We start from the raw sequence: 19426 nt of genomic DNA, 5'->3' as shown, positions 1-19426 counted from the left end.
CCTCGTAGCCGCCGATCGCGGACGGGCGCGCGGTCAGCCCTTCACCGCCCCGGCCGACAGCCCCTGCACCAGGTAGCGCTGCACGTAGGCGAACACGAGCACGACCGGCACCACGGCCACCACACCACCGGCGGCGAGCGCGCCGAAGTCGACGCTGTACTCGCCGAGCATGTAGCTCAGGCCGACCGGCACGGTGAACTTGTCCTGCGAGTTCAGGAACATGAGCGCGAAGAGGAAGTTGTTCCACGACGAGATGAACGCGAACGAGCTGATGGCCACGATTCCCGGGCGCAGCAAGGGGAGCACGGTCGCCAGGAACCCGCGCAGCCGGCCGCAGCCGTCGATCCAGGCCGCCTCCTCCAGCTCGATCGGGATGTTCCTGATGAAGCCCGCCATGAGCATCAGCGACAGGGGCAGGTGGAACACGGTGTCCGCGACGACGATGCTCCACAGCGAGTTGATCAGGAACGTGGCGCGGAAGATGTCGAACAGCGGGATGAGCATCATCGCGCCGGGGATGAACTGCGTGCACAGCATCAGCACCATGAACAAGCCCTTGCCGCGGAAGGAGAACCGGGCCAGGGCGTAGCCGCCGAGCAGCGCGATGGCGGTCGAGAAGAAGACGGTCAGCACGGCGATGATGACCGAGTTCTCGAAGAACACCGAGAAGCCGGCGCCGTTCCAGACCGTCGAGAAGTGCTCCAGCGTCAACGGCCACGGGACCAGCGAGGTGGACCCCGCCTCGCGGAAGGCGAAGAGCAGGATCCAGTAGAACGGCACCAGCGTGAACAGCAGGTACACCGCGAGCGGGACGTAGATCGTCCAGCGCGGCGTCCGCCGCGGGTCGGCGGCACGACGGCCGAGGCGACCCGGCGTGGGCGCCGGCGGCGGCACGGACGTGGCGGTGGGCGGGGCTGCGGTCATGCTCACGGGTTCTGGTCCCTCCCCACGCGCACCAGCCAGAGGTAGGTGACCGAGAACAGGGCGAGGATGACGAAGCCGGCCATCGTCAGGGCCGAGCCGTAGCCGAACTCCTTGGCGTCGATGGCCAGGCGCGCGACGAACAGCGGCAGGGTCGTCGTGGCGTTGCCGGGGCCGCCGCCGGTCAGCGTGTAGAGGAGGTCCACGTTGTTGAACTCCCACACCGCGCGCAGCAGGGTCGAGATGACGATCGCGGTGCGCAGGTGCGGCAGGGTGATCGACCAGAAGCGGCGGAACCTGCCCGCGCCGTCCACCTCCGCCGACTCGTACAGGTCCCGCGGAATCGACTGCAGGTCGGCCAGGATGAGGATGGCGAAGAACGGGATCCCGCGCCACAGCTCGGCGACGACCGCCGCCCAGAAGGCGGAGCCGGCCTGCGCCAGCGGGCTGGTCCCGTACGAGCCGACCCCCGCGTCGGCGAGGTAGCGCCCGATACCGGTGGTGGGGCTGTACATGAGCAGCCAGATCGTCGTCGTGAGCACGCCGCTGACCGCCCAGGGCGCGAAGGCGAGCGCCCGCGCGACGGCGCGCCCGACGAACGTCTCGTTGATGACCAGCGCGAGCGCGAGGCCGAGGACGAGCTGGAGGCCGACCTCGACGAACACCCACTGGCCGGTGAAGACGAGCGAGCGCCAGAACTGGGTGTCCTCGACCATCGTCACGTAGTTGCCGAGGCCGACGAACCCGTTGTTCCACGGCTTGACGACGTTGTAGCTGTAGAGGCTGTAGTAGACGACGCTGCCGATCGGGTAGAGCAGGAACACCGCGACCAACAGGCCGGTCGGGGCGATCAGCAGGTAGGGCGTCCACCGCTCCCGGCGCCGCCGCGGCGCGCCCCTGGCCGGGGCCGGGGCGTTGAGCACGGCCATTGTGCCTTCTCCACCTCTTGGGTAACCGGTTTCCGACAGTGAAACGCACAGGTGCGACTTGGTCAATCCCCTGGGTATGGTTAGTGGAGAAACCGGTTGCCCGAGGAGGTAGGTCATGCCCGAGCCGCGCCGGTACGCCGTGGTCGGCACGGGTTCCCGTGCCGGGATGTACGTCGACGCGATGCTCGGGCCGCACGCGGACGTCGCCGTGCCGGTGGCGTGGTGCGACACGAACGAGTCGCGGATGGCCCTCTACGACGAGCGCGTCCGCCCGCACGGGCACACCCCGCGCCACTACCACCCCGACGAGCTGGTCCGGATGCTGGCCGAGGTCGACGCGGTCGTCGTCACCTCACCGGACCACACGCACGCCCACGTGGTCACGACCGCGCTCGACGCCGGCGTCGACGTCGTGTGCGAGAAACCGCTGACCACCGACGCCGAGGGGCTGGCGGCCATCCGGCGCTCGGTCGAGGCCTCGCCGGCGCGCCTGACGGTCACGTTCAACTACCGCTACTCCCCGCGCAACAGCGCGTTGCGCCAGGTCATCGCGGACGGGCTGGTCGGCGACGTGCTGTCGGTGCACTTCGAGTGGCTGCTGGACACGGTGCACGGCGCGGACTACTTCCGCCGCTGGCACCGCGACAAGCGGTACTCCGGCGGTCTCGCCGTGCACAAGGCGACCCACCACTTCGACCTGGTCAACTGGTGGCTCGACGACGTCCCCGACTCGGTCAGCGCGCTCGGCGGCATGCGCTTCTACGGCCCGGAGGGCGCCGGGCGCCCCACCGGCCCGCGGCCCGCGCGCGCACGGGACCTGGCCGAGGACGACCCGTTCCGCCTCGACATGGCGGGCGACGAGCGGCTGCGCCGCCTCTACCTCGACGCGGAGCACGCCGACGGCTACCTCCGCGACCAGGACGTGTTCGCGCCGGGCGGCGACATCGAGGACACGCTGAGCGTCGTCGTCGGGTACCGCGGCGGGGCCAGCATGGCCTACTCGCTGACCGCGCACAGCCCGTGGGAGGGCTACCGGGTCGCGGTGAACGGCACCCGCGGCCGGGCGGAGCTCGAGGTCGTCGAGCGGAGCCACGTCGCCGTGGGCGGTGCGGCGCGACTGCTGGGCCCGGGCGGCAAGCGGCCCGCCATCGACCCGAGCGTCACCCCGGGAACCGCGGACGGCACGACCGGGGTGCGCCCACACGGCTCCCGGCTCGTCGTGCAGCGGCACTGGGAGGTCGCCGAGGAGGTCCCGATCCCGGAAGGCGAGGGCGCGCACGGCGGCGGGGACGCACTCCTCCTGCGCGACATCTTCCGCGGGCCGGCCGACGACCCGCTGCGCCGGCAGGCCGGCCTCGCCGACGGGGTGCACAGCGTCGCCGTCGGGGTGGCGGTCAACACGAGCCTGCGGACGGGGCAGCGGGTGCGGATCGCGGACCTCGGCATCTGACCGCTGGCACGCGCCGCGGTGAGTCGCCCGCTCGCGCGGGGAACGGCTGCGCGGGGTGTCGGTGGGGTATGCCTCGGCTAGGACCGGCCCTCGGGATCCTTCCCCGGCTTCTCATCGCCGTGCACGTTGCTGTCCTCGTCGGAGCTGTCCGCGTCCTTGCCCTCGCCCCGGCGGCGCAGGAAGTCGAACCCGGGGATGCCCAGGACGGCCTGGCGGACGTCGTTGGCGACCTCCAGCAGGTTGTGCAGGTCGGGGCCGACCTGGTTGAGGGTGCCGAGGATCGGCAGGATGTCCTCGTCGACGTGCCGGGCGAGGCGGGGCAATTCGTCGACCAGCTTGACCGCGGCCTGCAACTCGTGGGCGCTGAACTCCTCCATGAACTCGATCAACGGGCGGGTGGCGGTCAGCTGCTCCTGTGCGGCGGCCGTGATCCGGCGCGCCTCACCCACGGCCTCCTCGGCGTCGCCGACGACCTTCTCGGTGCGGTCCACCAGCGAAGCGGCCTTCGCCACGACCGACTCGGCGGCGCTCAGCAGGTCCAGCACACGGCGCGGCACGGCGGTGGCGGTGCCGACCGACCAGCGGAACACGTCCGCCGGCCACAGACTGCGGGGTAAGGACATGGGCCTATCTCACACGACATCGACCGTTGCGGCCCAACGCGGCCGGTCGCGCCCACGTCTGTGGGGATTCTCGGTAGGGCCATGCGGTGTTTCGCCGGACGTCGACCGGTCGACAGTCCATCGAGGAGACTGGCGAATGGTCCGGCGCCGGCGCGAGGGCGCGTGGTGTTCGCGGATGACGTGCGGGAATCTAGGACGGCGCCCGGAGTGTGGCGCGGATGGCGGCGGCGCCGGACTCGGTGAGCCAGTCGGCGAAGGTGCGCAGTCCGGGGTGGATGACGCGCAGTGCCTCGATGTCGGCGTGCCAGCGGTGGCCCTCCGCCCAGCGTTTCTTGGTTTCGGCGATTCGCGGGCCGGCGACCGCGGCTTCGCTGTCGGTCAGCTGCTCGTACCGGATCGGGATGCCGGTGGCTTCGGTGATCGCGGCGGCCGCGGCGGTCGGGGTGGGGTCGTCGCCGGCCAGTTCGAGTGTCCTGCCGGCGAACCGCGTCGGGTCGGTGAAGGCGAGCACGGCGAACTCGGCGATGTCCTCCAGCGCGATGACCTGCATGGGCTCGTCCGGCGGGAAGAGGTGCCGGTGCACGCCGCCGGCGCTGTCGCCGGTGATGCCGTCGATGCCGAACGTGGCCACCCCCAGCCCGAGGTAGTTGGTCATGAACCGGACCGGGCGCAGGACGGTGGGCAGCGCGACCCGTTCGTGCAGGTACCGCTCGATCAGCTCCTTCCCGTTCGAGCCCGTCAGCGCGCCCGGCGCGGATCCGGGCGACGTGGAGGCGACGGTGCTGAAGACGACCTGCTCGACACCCGCCGCGACCGCCGCGTCGATCAACGCGCGGCCGCGGGCCACCTCGAGATCGATGTCGAAGCCGGTCGGCCCCACGGCCACGGGCGGTACGCCGAACACGCCGGCGGCGCCGTCGAGGGCGGCGGGCAGGCTCGCCGGGTCGTCGAAGTCGCCGCGCACGAGTTCCGCGCCCGCGGCGGCCAGTGCGACGGCGGCGGGTGCGGCCGGATCGCGCACCAGGGCACGCACGGGCTGTCCCTCGGCGAGCAGTCGCCGGGCGGTGGCGCCGCCCTGCTTGCCGGTGGCGCCGGTGACGAGGATCGGGGATGTGGTGGATACTGGCACGATCCGGAATGCTCCACCCGCTTCCCCGCCACCGACAAGGATTACGTGACATGACGGAAACGCCGGTCGCGGGACGCGCCGATGCCCGTCGCAACCGGGAGCTCGTGCTGCGCACCGCGGTGCGCGTGTTCGCCGAGGACGGGCTGGCGGTCTCGCTGAGCCGGATCGCCCAGCGCGCGGGTCTCGGCGCCGGGACCGTCTACCGGCACTTCCCCAGCAAGGAGATGCTGCTCGAGGCGGTGCTCGCCGAACACGTCGAGGACCTGGTCGCCGCCGCCGACCGGTGGGCCACCCGCGCGGCACCCGGCGCGGCGCTGTTCCGGTTCCTGGCCGAGGTCATCGAGAAGTCGGCCGGGCGCCAGGTCGTCTGCGACGCGCTCGCCGCCGACCGCGGCTGGCCGCACGCCGTGCTCGCCGCGGCGGTGGGGCGGTTCCACGAGGCACTGGACCGCCTGCTGGACAACGCGAAACACACCGGCGCGATCCGCCCCGACCTGTCGACAGACGACCTGACCGCCCTCATCGCCGGCGGTGCCACGCTGCGCGCCGCGCACCGGGACCGAACACGCGGCGCCGAGTTGGTGCGACTGCTGCTGGACGGGTTGCGACCGCCCGGCGTCACGGAAGCTGCGGACTTTCGTGACACGCCGGGCCGTCGAGGTCACGAAACCACGCAGCACTGCGGTGAATGCGGTGCTCCACTGCCCGTCCGGGCGACCGGGCGTCCGGCCCGGTACTGCGGGCCGACCTGCCGCCAGCGCGCCCACCGCCGCCGCGCCCCCACGGTGTAGGGCCCGTTCCGGCAGGGCGGAACCTGTGCCGGCGATCGCACCGACGCGGCCGGAGAACCCAGCCGACGTCACCCTCGGGTGCCGCGCAGCGCGTCCGCCCTTGGTCACCCCCAGCACAACTTCCGCATGTCGCAAAATTTGCGTGGTGCATGGTTTCTCCTCCGCCCGCCGGGAAACAACTCCGGTGTGACCTCGTGGGGACGGGCGGCCAGGCCCGTCACACGACCGGAAGGGAGCGAGCAGGTGGCGCTGCGCATCGAGGACTACGCCCTGATCGGCGACACCCAGACCGCCGGTCTCGTGGGCTACGACGGGGCGGTCGACTGGTTGTGCCTGCCGCGGCTGGACTCCGCCGCCTGTTTCGCGGCGCTGCTCGGCGACGCCGAGAACGGCCGGTGGTCGATCGCGCCGGCCGGCGAGTACCGCACGGTGCGCCGCGCCTACCGCGAGGACACGCTGGTGCTGGAGACCGAACTGGCGAGCGACGAGGGCACGGTCCGGCTCGTCGACTGCATGCCGATCCGCGAGCGACACCCCGTGCTGCTGCGCATGGTCATCGGCGTGCAGGGCCGGGTGCGGATGCGCAGCGACCTGAACATCCGGTTCGACTACGGCCACGTGCGGCCGTGGACCCGGGTGGACGGCAGCAGGGTCACCGCCGTCGCCGGCCCGGACGTGGTGGTCGTGGACGCCGACGTGCCGCACGAGCGCCGGGACGGACGGGGTGCGCGCCAGCACTGCGTGGCCGAGTTCACCGTGGGCGAGGGCGACCAGGTGGCGTTCCGGCTCACCGCGACCGGTCCACGCGACGGCGATCCCGGTCCGATGGCGGTGCCCGAGGCGATCGAGTCGACCGCGCGGTGGTGGCGCCGGTGGGCGGGCCGGTGCGCCTACGACGGCGAGTACCGCGACGTCGTGGTGCGGTCGCTGATCTCGTTGAAGGCCCTCACGTACGGCCCGAGCGGCGGCATCGCCGCGGCGGCGACCACCTCGCTGCCCGAGCAGCTGGGCGGGGTGCGCAACTGGGACTACCGCTACTGCTGGATCCGGGACGCGACGTTCACCCTCATGGCGTTGCTGGACGCCGGGTACGAGGGCGAGGCCGTCGCCGGGCGGGAATGGCTGCTGCGCGCACTGGCCGGCGACCCGCGGGGCATGCAGATCATGTACGGCGTGGAGGGAGAACGCCGGCTGCCCGAGTTCGAACTGCCCTGGCTGGCCGGCTATGCCGGCGCCCGACCGGTCCGCGTCGGCAACGCCGCGGCCGAGCAGTACCAGCTGGACGTCTACGGCGAGCTGATGGACGCCCTCCACCAGGCGCGGGCGGCCGGCATCCCGCCGGACCCGGAAGCCTGGGAGGTGCAGCGGGAGCTGATGGACTTCCTGGAGTCGCACTGGCGCGACCCGGACAACGGCATCTGGGAGATGCGCGGGCCGCGCCGGCACTTCACCCACTCCAAGGTCATGGCCTGGGTGGGCGTGGACCGAGCCGTCAAGGCGGTCGAGCACTTCGGCCTCGACGGCCCCGCCGACAGGTGGAAGCGGTTGCGCCAGGACATCTTCGACGAGGTGTGCGACAACGGCTTCGACAAGCGGCGCCGCGCCTTCACGCAGTACTACGGTTCGTCCACCCTGGACGCGTCACTGCTGCTCATCCCCGCGGTCGGTTTCCTGCCCGCCGACGACGCCAGGGTGCGAGGCACCGTCGAGGCCGTGGAGAAACACCTGTGCCACGACGGGTTCGTCGAGCGCTACACCATGACCGACCAGACCGAACAGGTCGACGGCCTGCCACCGGGCGAGGGCGCGTTCCTCCCCTGCACGTTCTGGCTCGCGGACAACTACATCCTGCAGGGCCGCACCGACGAGGGACGAGCACTGTTCGAGCGGCTGGTCGGGCTCTGCAACGACGTCGGGCTGCTCACCGAGGAGTACGACCCCCACGCCGACCGGCTGGTCGGCAACGTGCCGCAGGCCTTCTCCCACGTGGCGCTGGTGAACACCGCGATGAACCTGGCCAACTCCCACGGCCCCGCGAGACGCCGCGCCGAGACCGGCCGCCGCGAAAGGCGCCGTCCCCGGTGACCGTGTCCGCGTGACTCGCCGCCCGCCTGGCTGACGACGGTGAGCGCGCGGTCGGGGAGACACGGGCGAGGACGGCACCACGATCGGATGTCTCATTCAGGTTTAGTTTCGGGCCGAAGATGAAACCCCTGTGGACAGGGAGGCACGGGCGAGAGCGAGGTCGTTGTGGCATCTGAGCTGGGCGCACCGGCCGTCCGTAGGAGCACCGAGACGGAACACGATCCGGGGGCCGTCACCACCGACGAGGAGCATCTGGTCGTCGGGCGCTACCGCCTGTTCCGCCCGATCGGGACGGGTGCCATGGGGGTGGTCTGGCAGGGCCGCGACGAGCGGCTGGGCCGGCCGGTGGCGGTCAAGAAATTGCTGCTGCGGCCGGATCTCCCGGCGGAGCGGGCCGCCGCGGCGGTGGAACGGTGCCTGCGCGAGGGCCGCATCGCCGCGCGGCTGCACCACCCCAACGCGATCGCCGTGTTCGATGTGGTCGACGAGGACGATGTGCCCTGCCTCGTCATGGAGTACCTGCCCTCGCGCAGCCTGGCGGCGGTCATGGCCGAGGAGGGGCCGCTCCCGCCGGGAAGGGCGGCCTACGTCGGCACGCAGGTGGCCGCGGCGCTGACGGCGGCGCACGCGGCCGGCATCGTGCACCGCGACATCACGCCGGCCAACATCCTGCTCGGCGAGGACCACGCGGTGAAGATCACCGACTTCGGCATCTCTCGGGCGAGCGACGACGTCACGGTCACCGGTGCTGGCTCGTTCGCCGGCACTCCCGCCTACCTGGCGCCGGAGGTGGCCCTGGGCGCCGACCCGACCCCGGCTTCGGACGTGTTCTCGCTCGGCTCGACCCTGTACGCCGCGGTCGAGGGCGAACCGCCGTTCGGCCGCGCCGCGAACACGCTGGGCCTGCTGCACGCGGTCGCCGGCGGCAGGATCAACCCGCCGCGACGGGCGGGGCCGCTGGCCGACGTGCTGGTCGACCTGCTGGCGGCGGATCCCGCGGCACGCCCGACGGCATCGGAGGCGCGTGACCTGCTCGCCGCCGTCGGCGGGAACGAGGTCCCGGCGCACGTGCTGCTACCGGCCACGTTGACCGCATCGTCCACCTTGACCGCGTCGTCCGCCTCGTCCACATTGGCCGCGTCGTCCACGTTGACCGCGTCGGCCGCACCCGCCGCGGGGCCAGGCGACGGCGCCGCCGCCGACGCGACAACACCGGTCCGCACACCGCCGGAAAGCGCTCCGGGCCGTGCCCGCGGGCCCATGGCGGACGCCGGGGTCTTCGCCGTCGCACTGGTCGCCGCGACCATCTGGCTCCTGAGCGGTCGCGGCGGTGTGCTGCCGGCCGAGGAGCGGGCGCCGGCGAAGGGCGCCGTGCACAACGGCACCGCGCCGGCCTCGGTGTCCGAAGTGGTGGCTCCGGCCCGGGGTGGGCAGCCCACCAGGACCCAGGGGAAACCCGTGCCGACGAGCACAGGGGAATCCCCCGTGCCGGCGACGGACACGGCAACTCCGTCGTCAGCCGTTCCGACCGACACGACAGCCGCGCCGACGACAACGACAGCGGGCAACGCACCGGACCCGACCACCGACACGGCGACGTCGGCGCCCACCAGCAGCGAGGAAACGGCCACACCCCCGGCCTCGACCGTCGCCGAGTGACCACACGACACCTCAGTGGAACGTGACGGCACCTCGCCAACCACGTCTTCCACAGACGCGGACCCGCCGACATCGTGTCGGCGGGTCCAGGCGTACGGCGTCAGCTGACGGCTGGGCCGGACTCGCTGGAGCCGGAGAGTTCCCTGAGGAACTCGTGGCACTGCTTGGCCCTGGCGGAGTCCTCCGACATGACCTTGCGGAAGAACTCGGCTATGTCCTGGCGCCCGGCGTTCTCGGCGTCGCGGACGTACTGGCCGTAGTCGTGCCCGGCCTTGAGCGAGTGGTACTGCACGGAAATCAAGTCGAAGGACACGTCGTCGAAACCGGTCTCTCCGGTGGCCATTCCCTCTCCCTCCATCGTCGGTCGACGCAGGTGTACCCGATGGGGCGGCACTCAACCCGGGCTGCCGCCGCGGCCGGACCACGACTCGTGTGGACCCGGCCCGCGGGACTCGTCAACCCATCTGGGACACCCCGAACGCGACGAGGAACCCGGCCACCGTGATCAGGCCGATCAGCAGGTGGGCGTTCTCGAACGCCTCCGGGATCATCGTGTCCGCGATCATCGCGAGGATGGCGCCGCCGGCCAGCGCGGTGATGCCGGCCAGCAGCTCGGGGGGCGCCCCGCCCAGCACGGCGTACCCGAACACCGACGCCAGGGCGCTGATCACCGCGATCCCCGTCCACAGCCCGAACACGTACGCCCGCGAGCGGTTCGCACGCCGCATCCCCGCGGCACTCGACAGGCCTTCCGGCACGTTGCTGATGAACACCGCCACCACGGTCACCACGCTCACCGCCCCGCCACCGATCAGGCTCGTGCCGATGACCATCGACTCCGGTATCCCGTCGAGGAGGGCACCCAGCGCGATCGCCGTCCCGGACCCCGCCTGCTGCGACTCGGACGGCTGCTGGTCACCCGACCGCTTCCGGTGCCGCGCGCCGCGCCGGGCGAGCAGGATGTTCGCACCCGTGTAGATCAGGGCACCCACGGCCGCGCCGAGTGCGGTGGGCGCGAGGCCGCCCTTCTCGTGCGCCTCGGCGATCAGCTCGAACGACACGGCCGACAGCAGCACCCCGGCGCCGAACGCCATCACGCTCGCCACGACCTTGCTCGGCACCCGCGCCAGGAAACCCACCAGCGCACCGACCACCAGGGCACCACCGGCCAGCAGACCCCACCCACCGGCGACCAGGACGGCGGGCATCAGTCCGTCCCGCCCGTCGCGGTTCCGTGTTCAACGCTGTCAGTCATCCGTCTCACATACCCGAGGAGCTCGGAAACCATGCGCGGGCGGGCGGTGACAGGAGTGTCCCGATGGGAAACAATCACCGTGCGCCACGCACATCCGGTCGACCGATCGAGCCTCAGGGACCGCCGATGCCGCACAGGACGTCACGCCCCCGCACCGTCGTCGCCACAGCTGTCGCCGTGCTCATCGCGGCGCTGCCGCTCGTCGGGGCCGGCAGCGCGGCGGACGAGCCGTTCACCGCCGCCGTGTTCCAGGCCACGCACAACAGCTACTCCGGCGACACCGACGGCGCGAAGCACTCGCTGACCTACCAGCTCGACCACGGCGTCCGCTTCCTGGAGCTGGACGTGCACGACAACGGCTACGCCACCAACCACGACTACGGCGTGGGCCACGACAGTCCCGGCAACCTGGTCGACCACTCCGGCGGCAACCCCGCGTCGAACAACCTGCGCGACTGGCTCGCGGTCGTCGCGTCCTGGTCCGCCGCGCACCCGACGCACGCGCCGCTCGTGGTGATGCTCGACCTGAAGGACGACCTGACCGACAACGGCTCCTACGCCGCGGGCGACCCCGCCGCGCTGAACGACGAGCTGCGTGCGGCGTTCGGCACCCGCCTGCTGCCGGCCGCCGAGTACTCGACGGGCGCCACCGTGGACGCCTTGCGCGGCCGGGTGCTCACCCTGCTCTCCGGCGACGCCACCACCCGCGCGGCCTACCGCCGCGATGTCGGCTACCACCCGGCCATCGCGCTCAACGGCCACGGCCAGGTCGTCGAGGTGCACGACTCCGGCGGCGGCGCGCTCTGGTACTGGACCGGCACCTATGGCGCCGACGGCCGGATCACCTGGCAGCGGCACGGCCGCTACGGCTCCGGCGTCACCCCGGCGGTGGCGCTCGACGACGACGGCGACCTGGTCGAGGTGCACCAGTCGCAGAACGCGACCACGCTCTGGTACCAGACTGCCCACCTCGGCTCGTCCGGCGAGATCACGTGGTCGGCCAGTCACCAGTACGACAACGGCGTGCTGCCGTCCGTGGTGTTCACCAGCGCCACCGGGTTGCGCGAGGTCCACCGCAGCCAGAGCACCAGCCAGAACTGGACCTGGCAGGGCACCCTCGACGTGGGCGCGGGCACCGTCACCTGGGCGGGCAACGCGAAGACCGCCGGCCCGCGCTACGACACCGCCACCGCGGTGCGTGGCACCACGAGCGTCCACGTCTACCCGGCGGCGGACGGCGCCACGCCGGCGAACACGCTACGGGTGAGCACCGACCGGGTCAGCGGCACGCGGATCCAGTACCCGCAGACCGCCTTCGACGAGTACCAGGACGGCGACGGCGCCGAACTCCAGCAGGGTGCCCTGTTCTACGCGGCGCCCGCCACGCACACCTCGTTCATCACCTCGGCCCGCGCGTCCGGCCACCTCGTCCGCGGCTGGGACTTCGACTCCGCCGACCAGGAGACCACACCCCTGGCGAACTACCCGGCCACGAACACCCCGTACGCGACCTGGTACCAGGACATGGTGGGGCGGGCCGGCGCCGTGCGGTGAGATCAGGCGGGGGCGCCGCTGTCGTCGGCGCCGGCGCCGCTGGGGGTGGGGAGGGCGTCGACGTCCTCGGCGCGCCAGATGCCGGTAGCCGGGTCGTACTCGGCGCCGGCCACGGGGTTGCCGGCCTCGTCGTACTCGACCGCCACGTCGGCGACGCCGTCGTGGTCGGTGTCGGCGATGGCGATCACGGCGCCGTCACTGGTCTGCAGGACGGCGGTGTCGTTGGCGCCGTCGCCGTCGAAGTCGACGTTCTCCTCGACCGTGAACTCCTGCCCGTCGAACTCGACGGTCAGCTCGTCCTGGTCCCTGCCCGGATCGGTGGTGTCGTCGACGTGCATCGGTCTCCCTCACGGCTGCTGGCGCATGTGGAGTGTCCCACGCCGTTGCGGCGCGCACCGAACCGCGCTCCCGTCGGGAGATCGGGCCGGGTAGGTGAGCACGACCCGGTTCAGCCGCGTCCGGCCGGCTCGCGGCCGGTCCGGGAGCCGCGGTACGCGGGGTCGCGCAGGTGGTTGAGCCGGCCCGCCGGCGCGAAGCCGGGCAGTACGTTGCCGATGACGTCGAAGGCCGGGTCCTCCTCGCTCGGCCGTTCGACACGCAGGGTGCCCACCGGGTGCCACGGGCTGGCCAGGTCGGCCACGAACACCGACAGGACGAACGGCCGCGCCGCGATCGCCGCCCGCAACGCCGGGACGTCCGCCGGCAGCTTCGGCGACGTCTCCTCGGGAATCGCCGCGAGGTAGCGGTTGCGGTCGCCGATCCGGTAGGGCAGCAGCGAGGTGAAGGTCGTGGTGGCGAAGTCGCGCCTGGGCATGAGCAGGTGCCGCAGGACGACCGCGCGGCCGGTGCTGGACAGCGCCACGTCGACCGGCACGCCGGGGCCGCCGGCGTCGAGCACCCGCCAGGCCAACCCGAGCACGTCGGGCCAGCCGGGTGGGGTGGACGTGGCCTTCGACAGCCGCACGAGCGCCCGGTACTCCCCCGGCTCGTCCAGGAACGGCACGCCGCGGGACGTCACCGGGGTCACGGTGAACGTCCCGTCGAACGTGGCACCGGCGGGATGCAGCAGGCGTTTCCCGCGCAGTGCGGCACCCCACCGCGCCACCGCGGCGACCCGGTCGTCCAGGGCTTCCCATGCGGTCACCGCGCGTGACTACCCGCGTCCGCCGCCGGGAAACACGTCAGTCCGCGCCGATCGGGAACCGGTCACGTGGTTCAGCGGGACGGACCGACCGGCCGGTCGCCGCGGATGGTGATCCGGTGCATGACGCGGTGGTGGTCGCCGTAGTCGTCGACCGCGTAGTGGGCGGTGCTGCGGTTGTCCCAGACCACGAGGTCGCCCGGGGCCCAGCGGTGGCGGACGCTGTGTTCGGGGCGGCCGATGACGGCGAAGAAGACGTCGAGCAGTGCGCGGCTCTCCGTCTCGGTCACGTCCTTGAGGTGCGTGGTGAAGCCGGGATTGACGAACAGGGCGCGGCGGCCGGTCTCGGGGTGCACGCGCACGACCGGGTGCGCCACCGGGTCGAGCGACCGAATCCGCTCCCCCTCCCAGAGGTTGCCCTCGCCGGAGAGCCGGACGTTGAGGTACTCCTCGAAGTCCTCGCGTCCGTCGTGGACCGCCTCCAGCTGGTCGGCCAGGTGCCGCAGTGGGGGCGACAGCGCGAGGTAGGCGGCTTCCAGGTCGGTCCAGCAGGTGTCGCCGCCGACGGGTGGCAGGTCCACCGCGCGCAGGACGGAGCCGAGCGGGGGCGTGCGGGTGAACGTGACGTCGGTGTGCCACACGGGTGCCTTGCCGCCGTCGCCGCTGTCGAGCACGTAGATCTCGGGGTGGTCGGCGTCGAGGCCGGGCACGACCGGGTGCGCGGGGGTCAGCTCGCCGAGCGCGGCGGCGAAGGCGCGGTGCGAGTCGGGCGTCAGATCCTGGTCGGGGAACACCAGTACCTTGCGCGCCAGGAGGGCGGCGCGGATCTCGGCCACCAGCTCCGGCGCCAGCGCGGCGGTCAGGTCGACCCCCGGTACCGTTGCGCCGATCGTGACGGTCAGCGGTTCGACCGACAGTGCTGTCGTGGTCACCGGAACCCTCCTCTCGGGAAACTGATGACACGGGCGCGGACCATCCCCGAATCCGTTGGGGCGCGGGCGGTTGACGGCCTCCGGGCCAATGTACTGGCGCGGAGATCGCCGGCAGGAGCCTTCCCATATCGTGAATCGCGGGAAGAAAGCCCTTGCCGCAAGGGCTGCGGGGGGGCGAGGCGGCAGGCGCCGCGGGAGCGGTTGCTCGCCCGCCTGGGTTCCGGCCGGCGGACTGTGGCGGAAAGCCAACTCCGGCAAAGGCCGGGCTGGGGCACTGACGAGGCTGGCTGAGCCGGCCGCCGGGCCGAGACGGACGGCGCGGCGCACAAGCCGCGTGCCCGCCCCGGCATGCCGTGGTCGCTCTCGTGGCGCCGTCGCGCCCGGCGGGCGGTTAACGTGGCGGAAGCGGACCGTGCTCGCGAGGAGGCAGCATGACCGGCGTCGTCACGATTCCCCGGGCGCGTGCCTTCGTGACCGCGCGGTTCGACTCGGACCGCCAGGTGGAGCTGTGGGAGCGGCACAACGCGGAGTCCCTGATCGCACTCGCCTGCCGGCCGCCCGCGGACCGGCCGTTCGCGGCCAGCGAGGTGAACCTCCAGCTCGAGCGCGCCCACCTCGCCCGGGTCCGGGGTACGCGGCACCTGGTGGAGCGGTCCGCCGCGACGGTCGCGGCCGCGCCGGCCGACGCGATCGCCGCCTACGTGACGATCCTGGGTGAGGCGGTCTTCGAGCAGGACGGGCAGCGCCGGGTGCTGCGGCCGGGGCAGCTGCTCGTGTGCGACGCCGACCGGCCCTTCCTGCGCGGGTTCGGCCACGGCCTCGACGAGCTGGCCGTCAAGGTGCCGCGAGCGGAGTTCACCCGGCTCACCGGTCTCGTGACCGTGCCGGCGCCGGTCGTGGTCGAGGGCGGGAACCCGCACGGGCGCGCCCTGGCCCGGCTCGTCGCGCGCGCGGTCCGCCGCGAGTGCCCGGTGCCGGCGGACGAGCAGGCGGTCCTCGAACTGGTGGCGGTGCTGGCCGGGCACGTCGACCTGCCCGTCGCGCACCGGGCGGCGGCCCGGGCGTTCATCGAGGAGCACCTCACCGACCCGGCACTGTCCGCGAGCGACGTCGCGGCCGGCACGGGCATCAGCGCGCGGCACCTGTCCCGGCTGTTCGCGGCCGCGGGCACGAGCGTGCCCCGGCACATCCTGGCGCGCCGGCTCGACGCCGCGTACACCGTGCTGGCCACCGACAGGAGTCCCCGGACGACAGAGGTGGCCGCGCGGTGCGGCTTCACCTCGGTCGCGTACTTCTCGCAGGCCTTCCGCAAGCGGTTCGGCGTCACGGCGGGCGAGGTGCGGCGGCGCGGCGGCTGAGGGTTCCCATTTCCGCCATCTCCGGACGGTTCGGTGGCCCGGCGGCCGGTCGGCCTCGGACACTCGCATCCACCAGCCCGGGGATGACGGAAAGGGGTGCGCGATGGTGGTGCAGACCGACGTGCTCATCGTCGGCTCGGGTCCGGCGGGTGCGTCGGCGGCGTTGTTCCTGTCCACGTCGGGCATCGACAACATCATGGTCACGAAGTACCGGTGGACCGCGAACACGCCGCGCGCGCACATCACCAACCAGCGGGCGATGGAGACGTTCCGCGACATGGGCATCGAGGACCAGGTGCTCGCGGACGCCACCCCACACCCCCTCGTCGGCGACACCGTCTTCTGCACGTCGATCGCCGGGGAGGAGATCGGCCGCATCCGCACCTGGGGGACGCACCCGTCCCGGGAGGCGGACTACCAGCTGGCGTCGCCGTGCCTGGTGGTCGACATCCCGCAGACCTACCTGGAGCCGATCCTGGTCAGGAACGCGACCCAGCGCGGCACGCGGACGCGGTTCTCCACCGAGTACGTCTCCCACACCCAGGACGCCGACGGCGTCGACGTGCTCGTCAGGGACCGGTTGACCGGGACGGAGTACACGATCCGCGCGAAGTACCTGATCGGTGCGGACGGCGCCCGGTCGCAGGTCGCCGCCGATCTCGGGCTGCCGTACGAGGGCGCGATGGACATCGCGGGCTCGATGAACATCACCTTCCGCGCCGACATCGCGCGGTACGTCGGGCACCGCCCGTCGGTCCTCTACTGGGTGATCCAGCCGGGCGCGAACGTCGGTGGCATCGGCGCGGGCCTGGTGCGGATGGTGCGGCCCTGGCACGAGTGGCTGATCGTGTGGGGCTACGACATCCACGACGCGCCGCCCGTGGTGGACGAGGCGTCCGCGACCCAGATCGTGCGCGACCTCCTCGGCATGCCGGACATCGAGGTCGAGATCACCGGCACCAGCCTGTGGGGCAACAACGAGATGTTCGCGACGCACCTGCAGAAGGGTCGGGTCTTCTGCGCCGGGGACGCGATCCACCGGCACCCGCCGAGCAACGGCCTCGGCTCCAACACCTCGATCCAGGACTCCTACAACCTGGCGTGGAAGCTCGCGCTCGTGCTGCGCGGCCAGGCCGGGCCGGGCCTGCTCGACACGTACTCGGTCGAACGCGCGCCGGTGGCCGAGCGCATCGTGCGGCGGGCCAACCGGTCGAGCCGCGAGTTCGTCCAGTTCTTCGAGGTGCTCGGGCTGCTCGACGCCACGACCGAGGCGGAGATGGTCGCCGCCATCGAGGAACGCAAGGCCAACACGCCCGAGGGCGCGGCCAAACGCGCCGCCCTGATCGAGGCGATGGCGCTGAAGGACTACGAGTTCAACGCGCACGGCGTCGACCTCGGCCAGTTCTACCGGTCCGCGGCGATCGTCCCCGACGGCCCGGCACCGCGGCCCACGCGGGATCCGGACCTGTACTACGAGATGTCGACCGTGCCGGGCGCGCACCTGCCGCACGCCTGGGTCGGCGACACCATGCACAAGGTGGCCATGCTGGACCTCGCCCCCTACCACCGGTTCACGCTCATCACCGGCATCGCGGGCGAGGCGTGGGCCGCCGCGGCCGACGAGGTCGCACACGAGCTGGACATTCCACTCGCGACAGTCGTGATCGGACCGGGACGGGACGTCACCGACCTGTACTACGACTGGGCGAAGCTGCGTGCGGTCGACGAGAGCGGCGCCCTGCTCGTGCGACCCGACAAACACGTCGCGTGGCGCTCGGCGGCGCTACCGGCCGACCCGGTGGCCGCGCTACGCTCGGCGCTGAACCAGATCCTGGGGAAGGCATGATGCGTTTCGACCACGACACACTGGCGCAACGCGTGCGGTTCGGTTCCGGTGCGGCCGCGGCGAACCTCGCGGCCGAGGTCGCGTCGCTCGGGGTGTCGCGGCTCATGGTGATCGCCGCGGAGGCGGAACGCGAACTCGCGGCGCGGGTCGCCGCGGGCCTTCCGGTGGCGCACTGGCACCACGAGGTGGCCATGCACGTGCCCGTCGGCGTCGCCCGACGCGCACGGGAACAGGCCGCCACCCACCGGGTCGACGCGCTCGTGAGCGTCGGCGGCGGGTCCACCACCGGCCTGGCCAAGGCCGTCGCGCTCACCACCGGCCTGCCGATCGTCGCCGTCCCCACCACCTACGCCGGCTCGGAAGCCACCAACGTCTGGGGACTCACCGAGAACGCCAGGAAAACCACCGGCGTCGACCCCCGGGTCCTGCCGCGCACGATCGTGTACGACGCCGCGCTCATGCTCACCCTGCCCGTCGAGCTGAGCGTGGCCTCCGGCCTCAACGCCCTGGCCCACTGCGTCGACTCCCTGTGGGCGCCCCGCACCGACCCCATCAACCAGGCCCTCGCCGGCGAGGGGATCCGCGCCCTCCACACCGGACTACCGGCAGTCGCCACGGACCCGGGCGACCTCGACGGCCGGGAACACGCCCTCTACGGCGCCTACCTCGCCGCGGTCGCCTTCGCCTCGGCCGGTTCCGGCCTGCACCACAAGATCTGCCACGTCCTCGGCGGCATGTTCGACCTGCCGCACGCGCAGACGCACGCCGTCGTCCTCCCGCACGTACTCGCCTTCAACGCACCAGCGGCGCCCGACGCCCGACGCCGGATCGCCACCGCGTTCGACGCCGAGTCTGCGACCAAGGGCCTGGCCCAGCTGCGCACCCGGCTCCACGCGCCCAAGGCCCTCCGCGACTACGGCATGACGGAGTCCGGGATCGGCCCCGCCGCCGAGGCGATCGTCGCCGCGGCACCACCCGGCAACCCGACCCCGGTGACCCTCGACAACATCACCGAACTGCTGCACCAGGCCTGGGAAGGAGCAGAGCCCCGATGACCTCCACCGGGATCTCCGCCGAGCAGGAGCGCCGCGAGGCCGACCTCCTCGACCGCGTCGTCCACTCGTTCGACGACTGCCCCGACCCACGCCTGCGGCAACTGATGACCGCGCTCGTGCGCCACCTCCACGCCTTCGCCCGCGAAGTCCGCCTCACGGAGGAGGAATGGGCGGCGGCCGTCCAGTTCCTCACCAGGACCGGCCACATCACCGACGACAGGCGCCAGGAGTTCATCCTCCTCTCCGACGTCCTCGGGCTGTCCATGCAGACCATCGCCATCAACAACGAGGCCTACGGCAACGCCACCGAAGCGACCGTCTTCGGACCGTTCTTCGTCGAGAACAGCCCGGAGATCCCGATCGGCGGCGACATCTCCGGCGAGGCCCCCGGAGAGCCGTGCTGGGTCGAGGGCACCGTCACCGACAGCGAAGGCCACCCGCTCCCCGGCGCCCGCATCGAGGTCTGGGAGGCCGACGCCGACGGGCGCTACGACGTCCAGTACACCGACGACCGCGTCGCCGCCCGCGGTCACCTCTTCACCGACCCCGACGGCCACTACGAATTCTGGGCCATCACCCCCACGCCCTACCCCATCCCCCATGACGGCCCCGTCGGCGCCATGCTCGCCGCCGGCGGCCGCTCCCCCATGCGCGCCGCTCATCTCCACTTCATGGTCACCGCCGAAGGCCACCGCACC

The 19426-nt window shown here is 72.3% G+C and carries 18 protein-coding genes; 9 read left to right on the top strand and 9 right to left on the bottom strand.

Going from position 1 to position 19426, the window contains the following annotated elements; translation table 11 throughout:
* Positions 1-33: 33 nt before the first annotated feature.
* Both ACJ73U_RS10925 and ACJ73U_RS10920 read right to left on the bottom strand, forming a co-directional pair.
* Positions 34-924: a carbohydrate ABC transporter permease gene (locus tag ACJ73U_RS10925; protein WP_407777459.1), complete on the bottom strand. Its 891-nt coding sequence runs from the start codon at positions 922-924 to the stop codon at positions 34-36.
* Positions 925-926: 2 nt separating this feature from the next.
* Positions 927-1850 carry a carbohydrate ABC transporter permease gene (locus ACJ73U_RS10920; protein ID WP_407777448.1) on the bottom strand — a complete coding sequence of 308 codons (924 nt, stop codon included), beginning with the start codon at positions 1848-1850 and terminating at the stop codon, positions 927-929.
* A gap of 115 nt (positions 1851-1965) precedes the next feature.
* Between ACJ73U_RS10920 and ACJ73U_RS10915 the strand changes: the two genes are divergently transcribed.
* Entirely contained in the window at positions 1966-3300 is a 1335-nt protein-coding gene (locus ACJ73U_RS10915) for a Gfo/Idh/MocA family oxidoreductase (RefSeq protein ID WP_407777447.1), read from the top strand.
* A gap of 77 nt (positions 3301-3377) precedes the next feature.
* On the opposite strand, the gene ACJ73U_RS10910 is transcribed toward ACJ73U_RS10915, so the two are convergent.
* Positions 3378-3923, bottom strand: coding sequence for a hypothetical protein (locus ACJ73U_RS10910; protein WP_407777446.1), 546 nt, complete (start codon positions 3921-3923; stop codon positions 3378-3380).
* Positions 3924-4113: 190 nt separating this feature from the next.
* Positions 4114-5052 carry an NmrA family NAD(P)-binding protein gene (locus ACJ73U_RS10905; protein ID WP_407777445.1) on the bottom strand — a complete coding sequence of 313 codons (939 nt, stop codon included), beginning with the start codon at positions 5050-5052 and terminating at the stop codon, positions 4114-4116.
* 50 nt (positions 5053-5102) lie between these two features.
* On the opposite strand from ACJ73U_RS10905, the gene ACJ73U_RS10900 reads away from it, so the two are divergent.
* The 3 genes from ACJ73U_RS10900 (at position 5103) to ACJ73U_RS10890 (ending at position 9587) form a co-directional block, all read left to right on the top strand.
* Positions 5103-5843 carry a TetR/AcrR family transcriptional regulator gene (locus ACJ73U_RS10900; RefSeq protein WP_407777444.1) on the top strand — a complete coding sequence of 247 codons (741 nt, stop codon included), beginning with the start codon at positions 5103-5105 and terminating at the stop codon, positions 5841-5843.
* A gap of 243 nt (positions 5844-6086) precedes the next feature.
* The gene (locus tag ACJ73U_RS10895; RefSeq protein ID WP_407777443.1) at positions 6087-7928 is read left to right on the top strand and encodes a glycoside hydrolase family 15 protein; all 1842 of its coding nucleotides are present in this window, start codon (positions 6087-6089) and stop codon (positions 7926-7928) included.
* A gap of 252 nt (positions 7929-8180) precedes the next feature.
* Positions 8181-9587, top strand: coding sequence for a protein kinase domain-containing protein (locus ACJ73U_RS10890; protein WP_407777458.1), 1407 nt, complete (start codon positions 8181-8183; stop codon positions 9585-9587).
* A gap of 100 nt (positions 9588-9687) precedes the next feature.
* Here the strand turns inward: ACJ73U_RS10890 and ACJ73U_RS10885 are convergent, their stop codons facing one another.
* Positions 9688-9930 carry an acyl carrier protein gene (locus ACJ73U_RS10885; RefSeq protein WP_407777442.1) on the bottom strand — a complete coding sequence of 81 codons (243 nt, stop codon included), beginning with the start codon at positions 9928-9930 and terminating at the stop codon, positions 9688-9690.
* 112 nt (positions 9931-10042) lie between these two features.
* Positions 10043-10795, bottom strand: coding sequence for a ZIP family metal transporter (locus tag ACJ73U_RS10880; RefSeq protein WP_407777441.1), 753 nt, complete (start codon positions 10793-10795; stop codon positions 10043-10045).
* Between the two features lie 173 nt (positions 10796-10968).
* Between ACJ73U_RS10880 and ACJ73U_RS10875 the strand changes: the two genes are divergently transcribed.
* A complete protein-coding gene (locus tag ACJ73U_RS10875) occupies positions 10969-12396 on the top strand; it encodes a hypothetical protein (protein WP_407777440.1) in 1428 nt (475 codons plus the stop codon).
* A gap of 2 nt (positions 12397-12398) precedes the next feature.
* Here the strand turns inward: ACJ73U_RS10875 and ACJ73U_RS10870 are convergent, their stop codons facing one another.
* The 3 genes from ACJ73U_RS10870 to ACJ73U_RS10860 form a co-directional block, all read right to left on the bottom strand.
* Positions 12399-12734 (bottom strand): hypothetical protein, encoded by a 336-nt coding sequence (locus ACJ73U_RS10870; protein WP_407777439.1) that lies wholly within the window; start codon positions 12732-12734, stop codon positions 12399-12401.
* A gap of 110 nt (positions 12735-12844) precedes the next feature.
* Positions 12845-13540, bottom strand: coding sequence for a hypothetical protein (locus ACJ73U_RS10865; protein ID WP_407777438.1), 696 nt, complete (start codon positions 13538-13540; stop codon positions 12845-12847).
* 71 nt (positions 13541-13611) lie between these two features.
* The gene (locus ACJ73U_RS10860; RefSeq protein ID WP_407777437.1) at positions 13612-14469 is read right to left on the bottom strand and encodes a TauD/TfdA dioxygenase family protein; all 858 of its coding nucleotides are present in this window, start codon (positions 14467-14469) and stop codon (positions 13612-13614) included.
* A gap of 431 nt (positions 14470-14900) precedes the next feature.
* On the opposite strand from ACJ73U_RS10860, the gene ACJ73U_RS10855 reads away from it, so the two are divergent.
* The 4 genes from ACJ73U_RS10855 to ACJ73U_RS10840 all read left to right on the top strand — a co-directional run.
* Entirely contained in the window at positions 14901-15827 is a 927-nt protein-coding gene (locus ACJ73U_RS10855; RefSeq protein ID WP_407777436.1) for a helix-turn-helix domain-containing protein, read from the top strand.
* A gap of 103 nt (positions 15828-15930) precedes the next feature.
* Positions 15931-17673, top strand: a complete 1743-nt coding sequence (locus ACJ73U_RS10850) for an FAD-dependent oxidoreductase (RefSeq protein WP_407777435.1) — start codon at positions 15931-15933, stop codon at positions 17671-17673.
* Positions 17673-18728, top strand: a complete 1056-nt coding sequence (locus ACJ73U_RS10845) for a maleylacetate reductase (protein WP_407777434.1) — start codon at positions 17673-17675, stop codon at positions 18726-18728. The genes ACJ73U_RS10850 and ACJ73U_RS10845 overlap by 1 nt, the downstream gene beginning before the upstream one ends.
* Positions 18725-19426 (top strand): dioxygenase (locus ACJ73U_RS10840; protein ID WP_407777433.1); only part of this gene is annotated, 702 nt, incomplete at its 3' end. The genes ACJ73U_RS10845 and ACJ73U_RS10840, both read left to right, overlap by 4 nt.

The sequence above is a fragment of the Actinophytocola sp. genome, assembly GCF_045807065.1.
Taxonomy (GTDB): Bacteria; Actinomycetota; Actinomycetes; order Mycobacteriales; family Pseudonocardiaceae; genus Actinophytocola.
The sequence above is the reverse complement of the archived record's forward strand: the minus strand, read 5'-3'. Positions and strand labels throughout refer to the sequence as shown.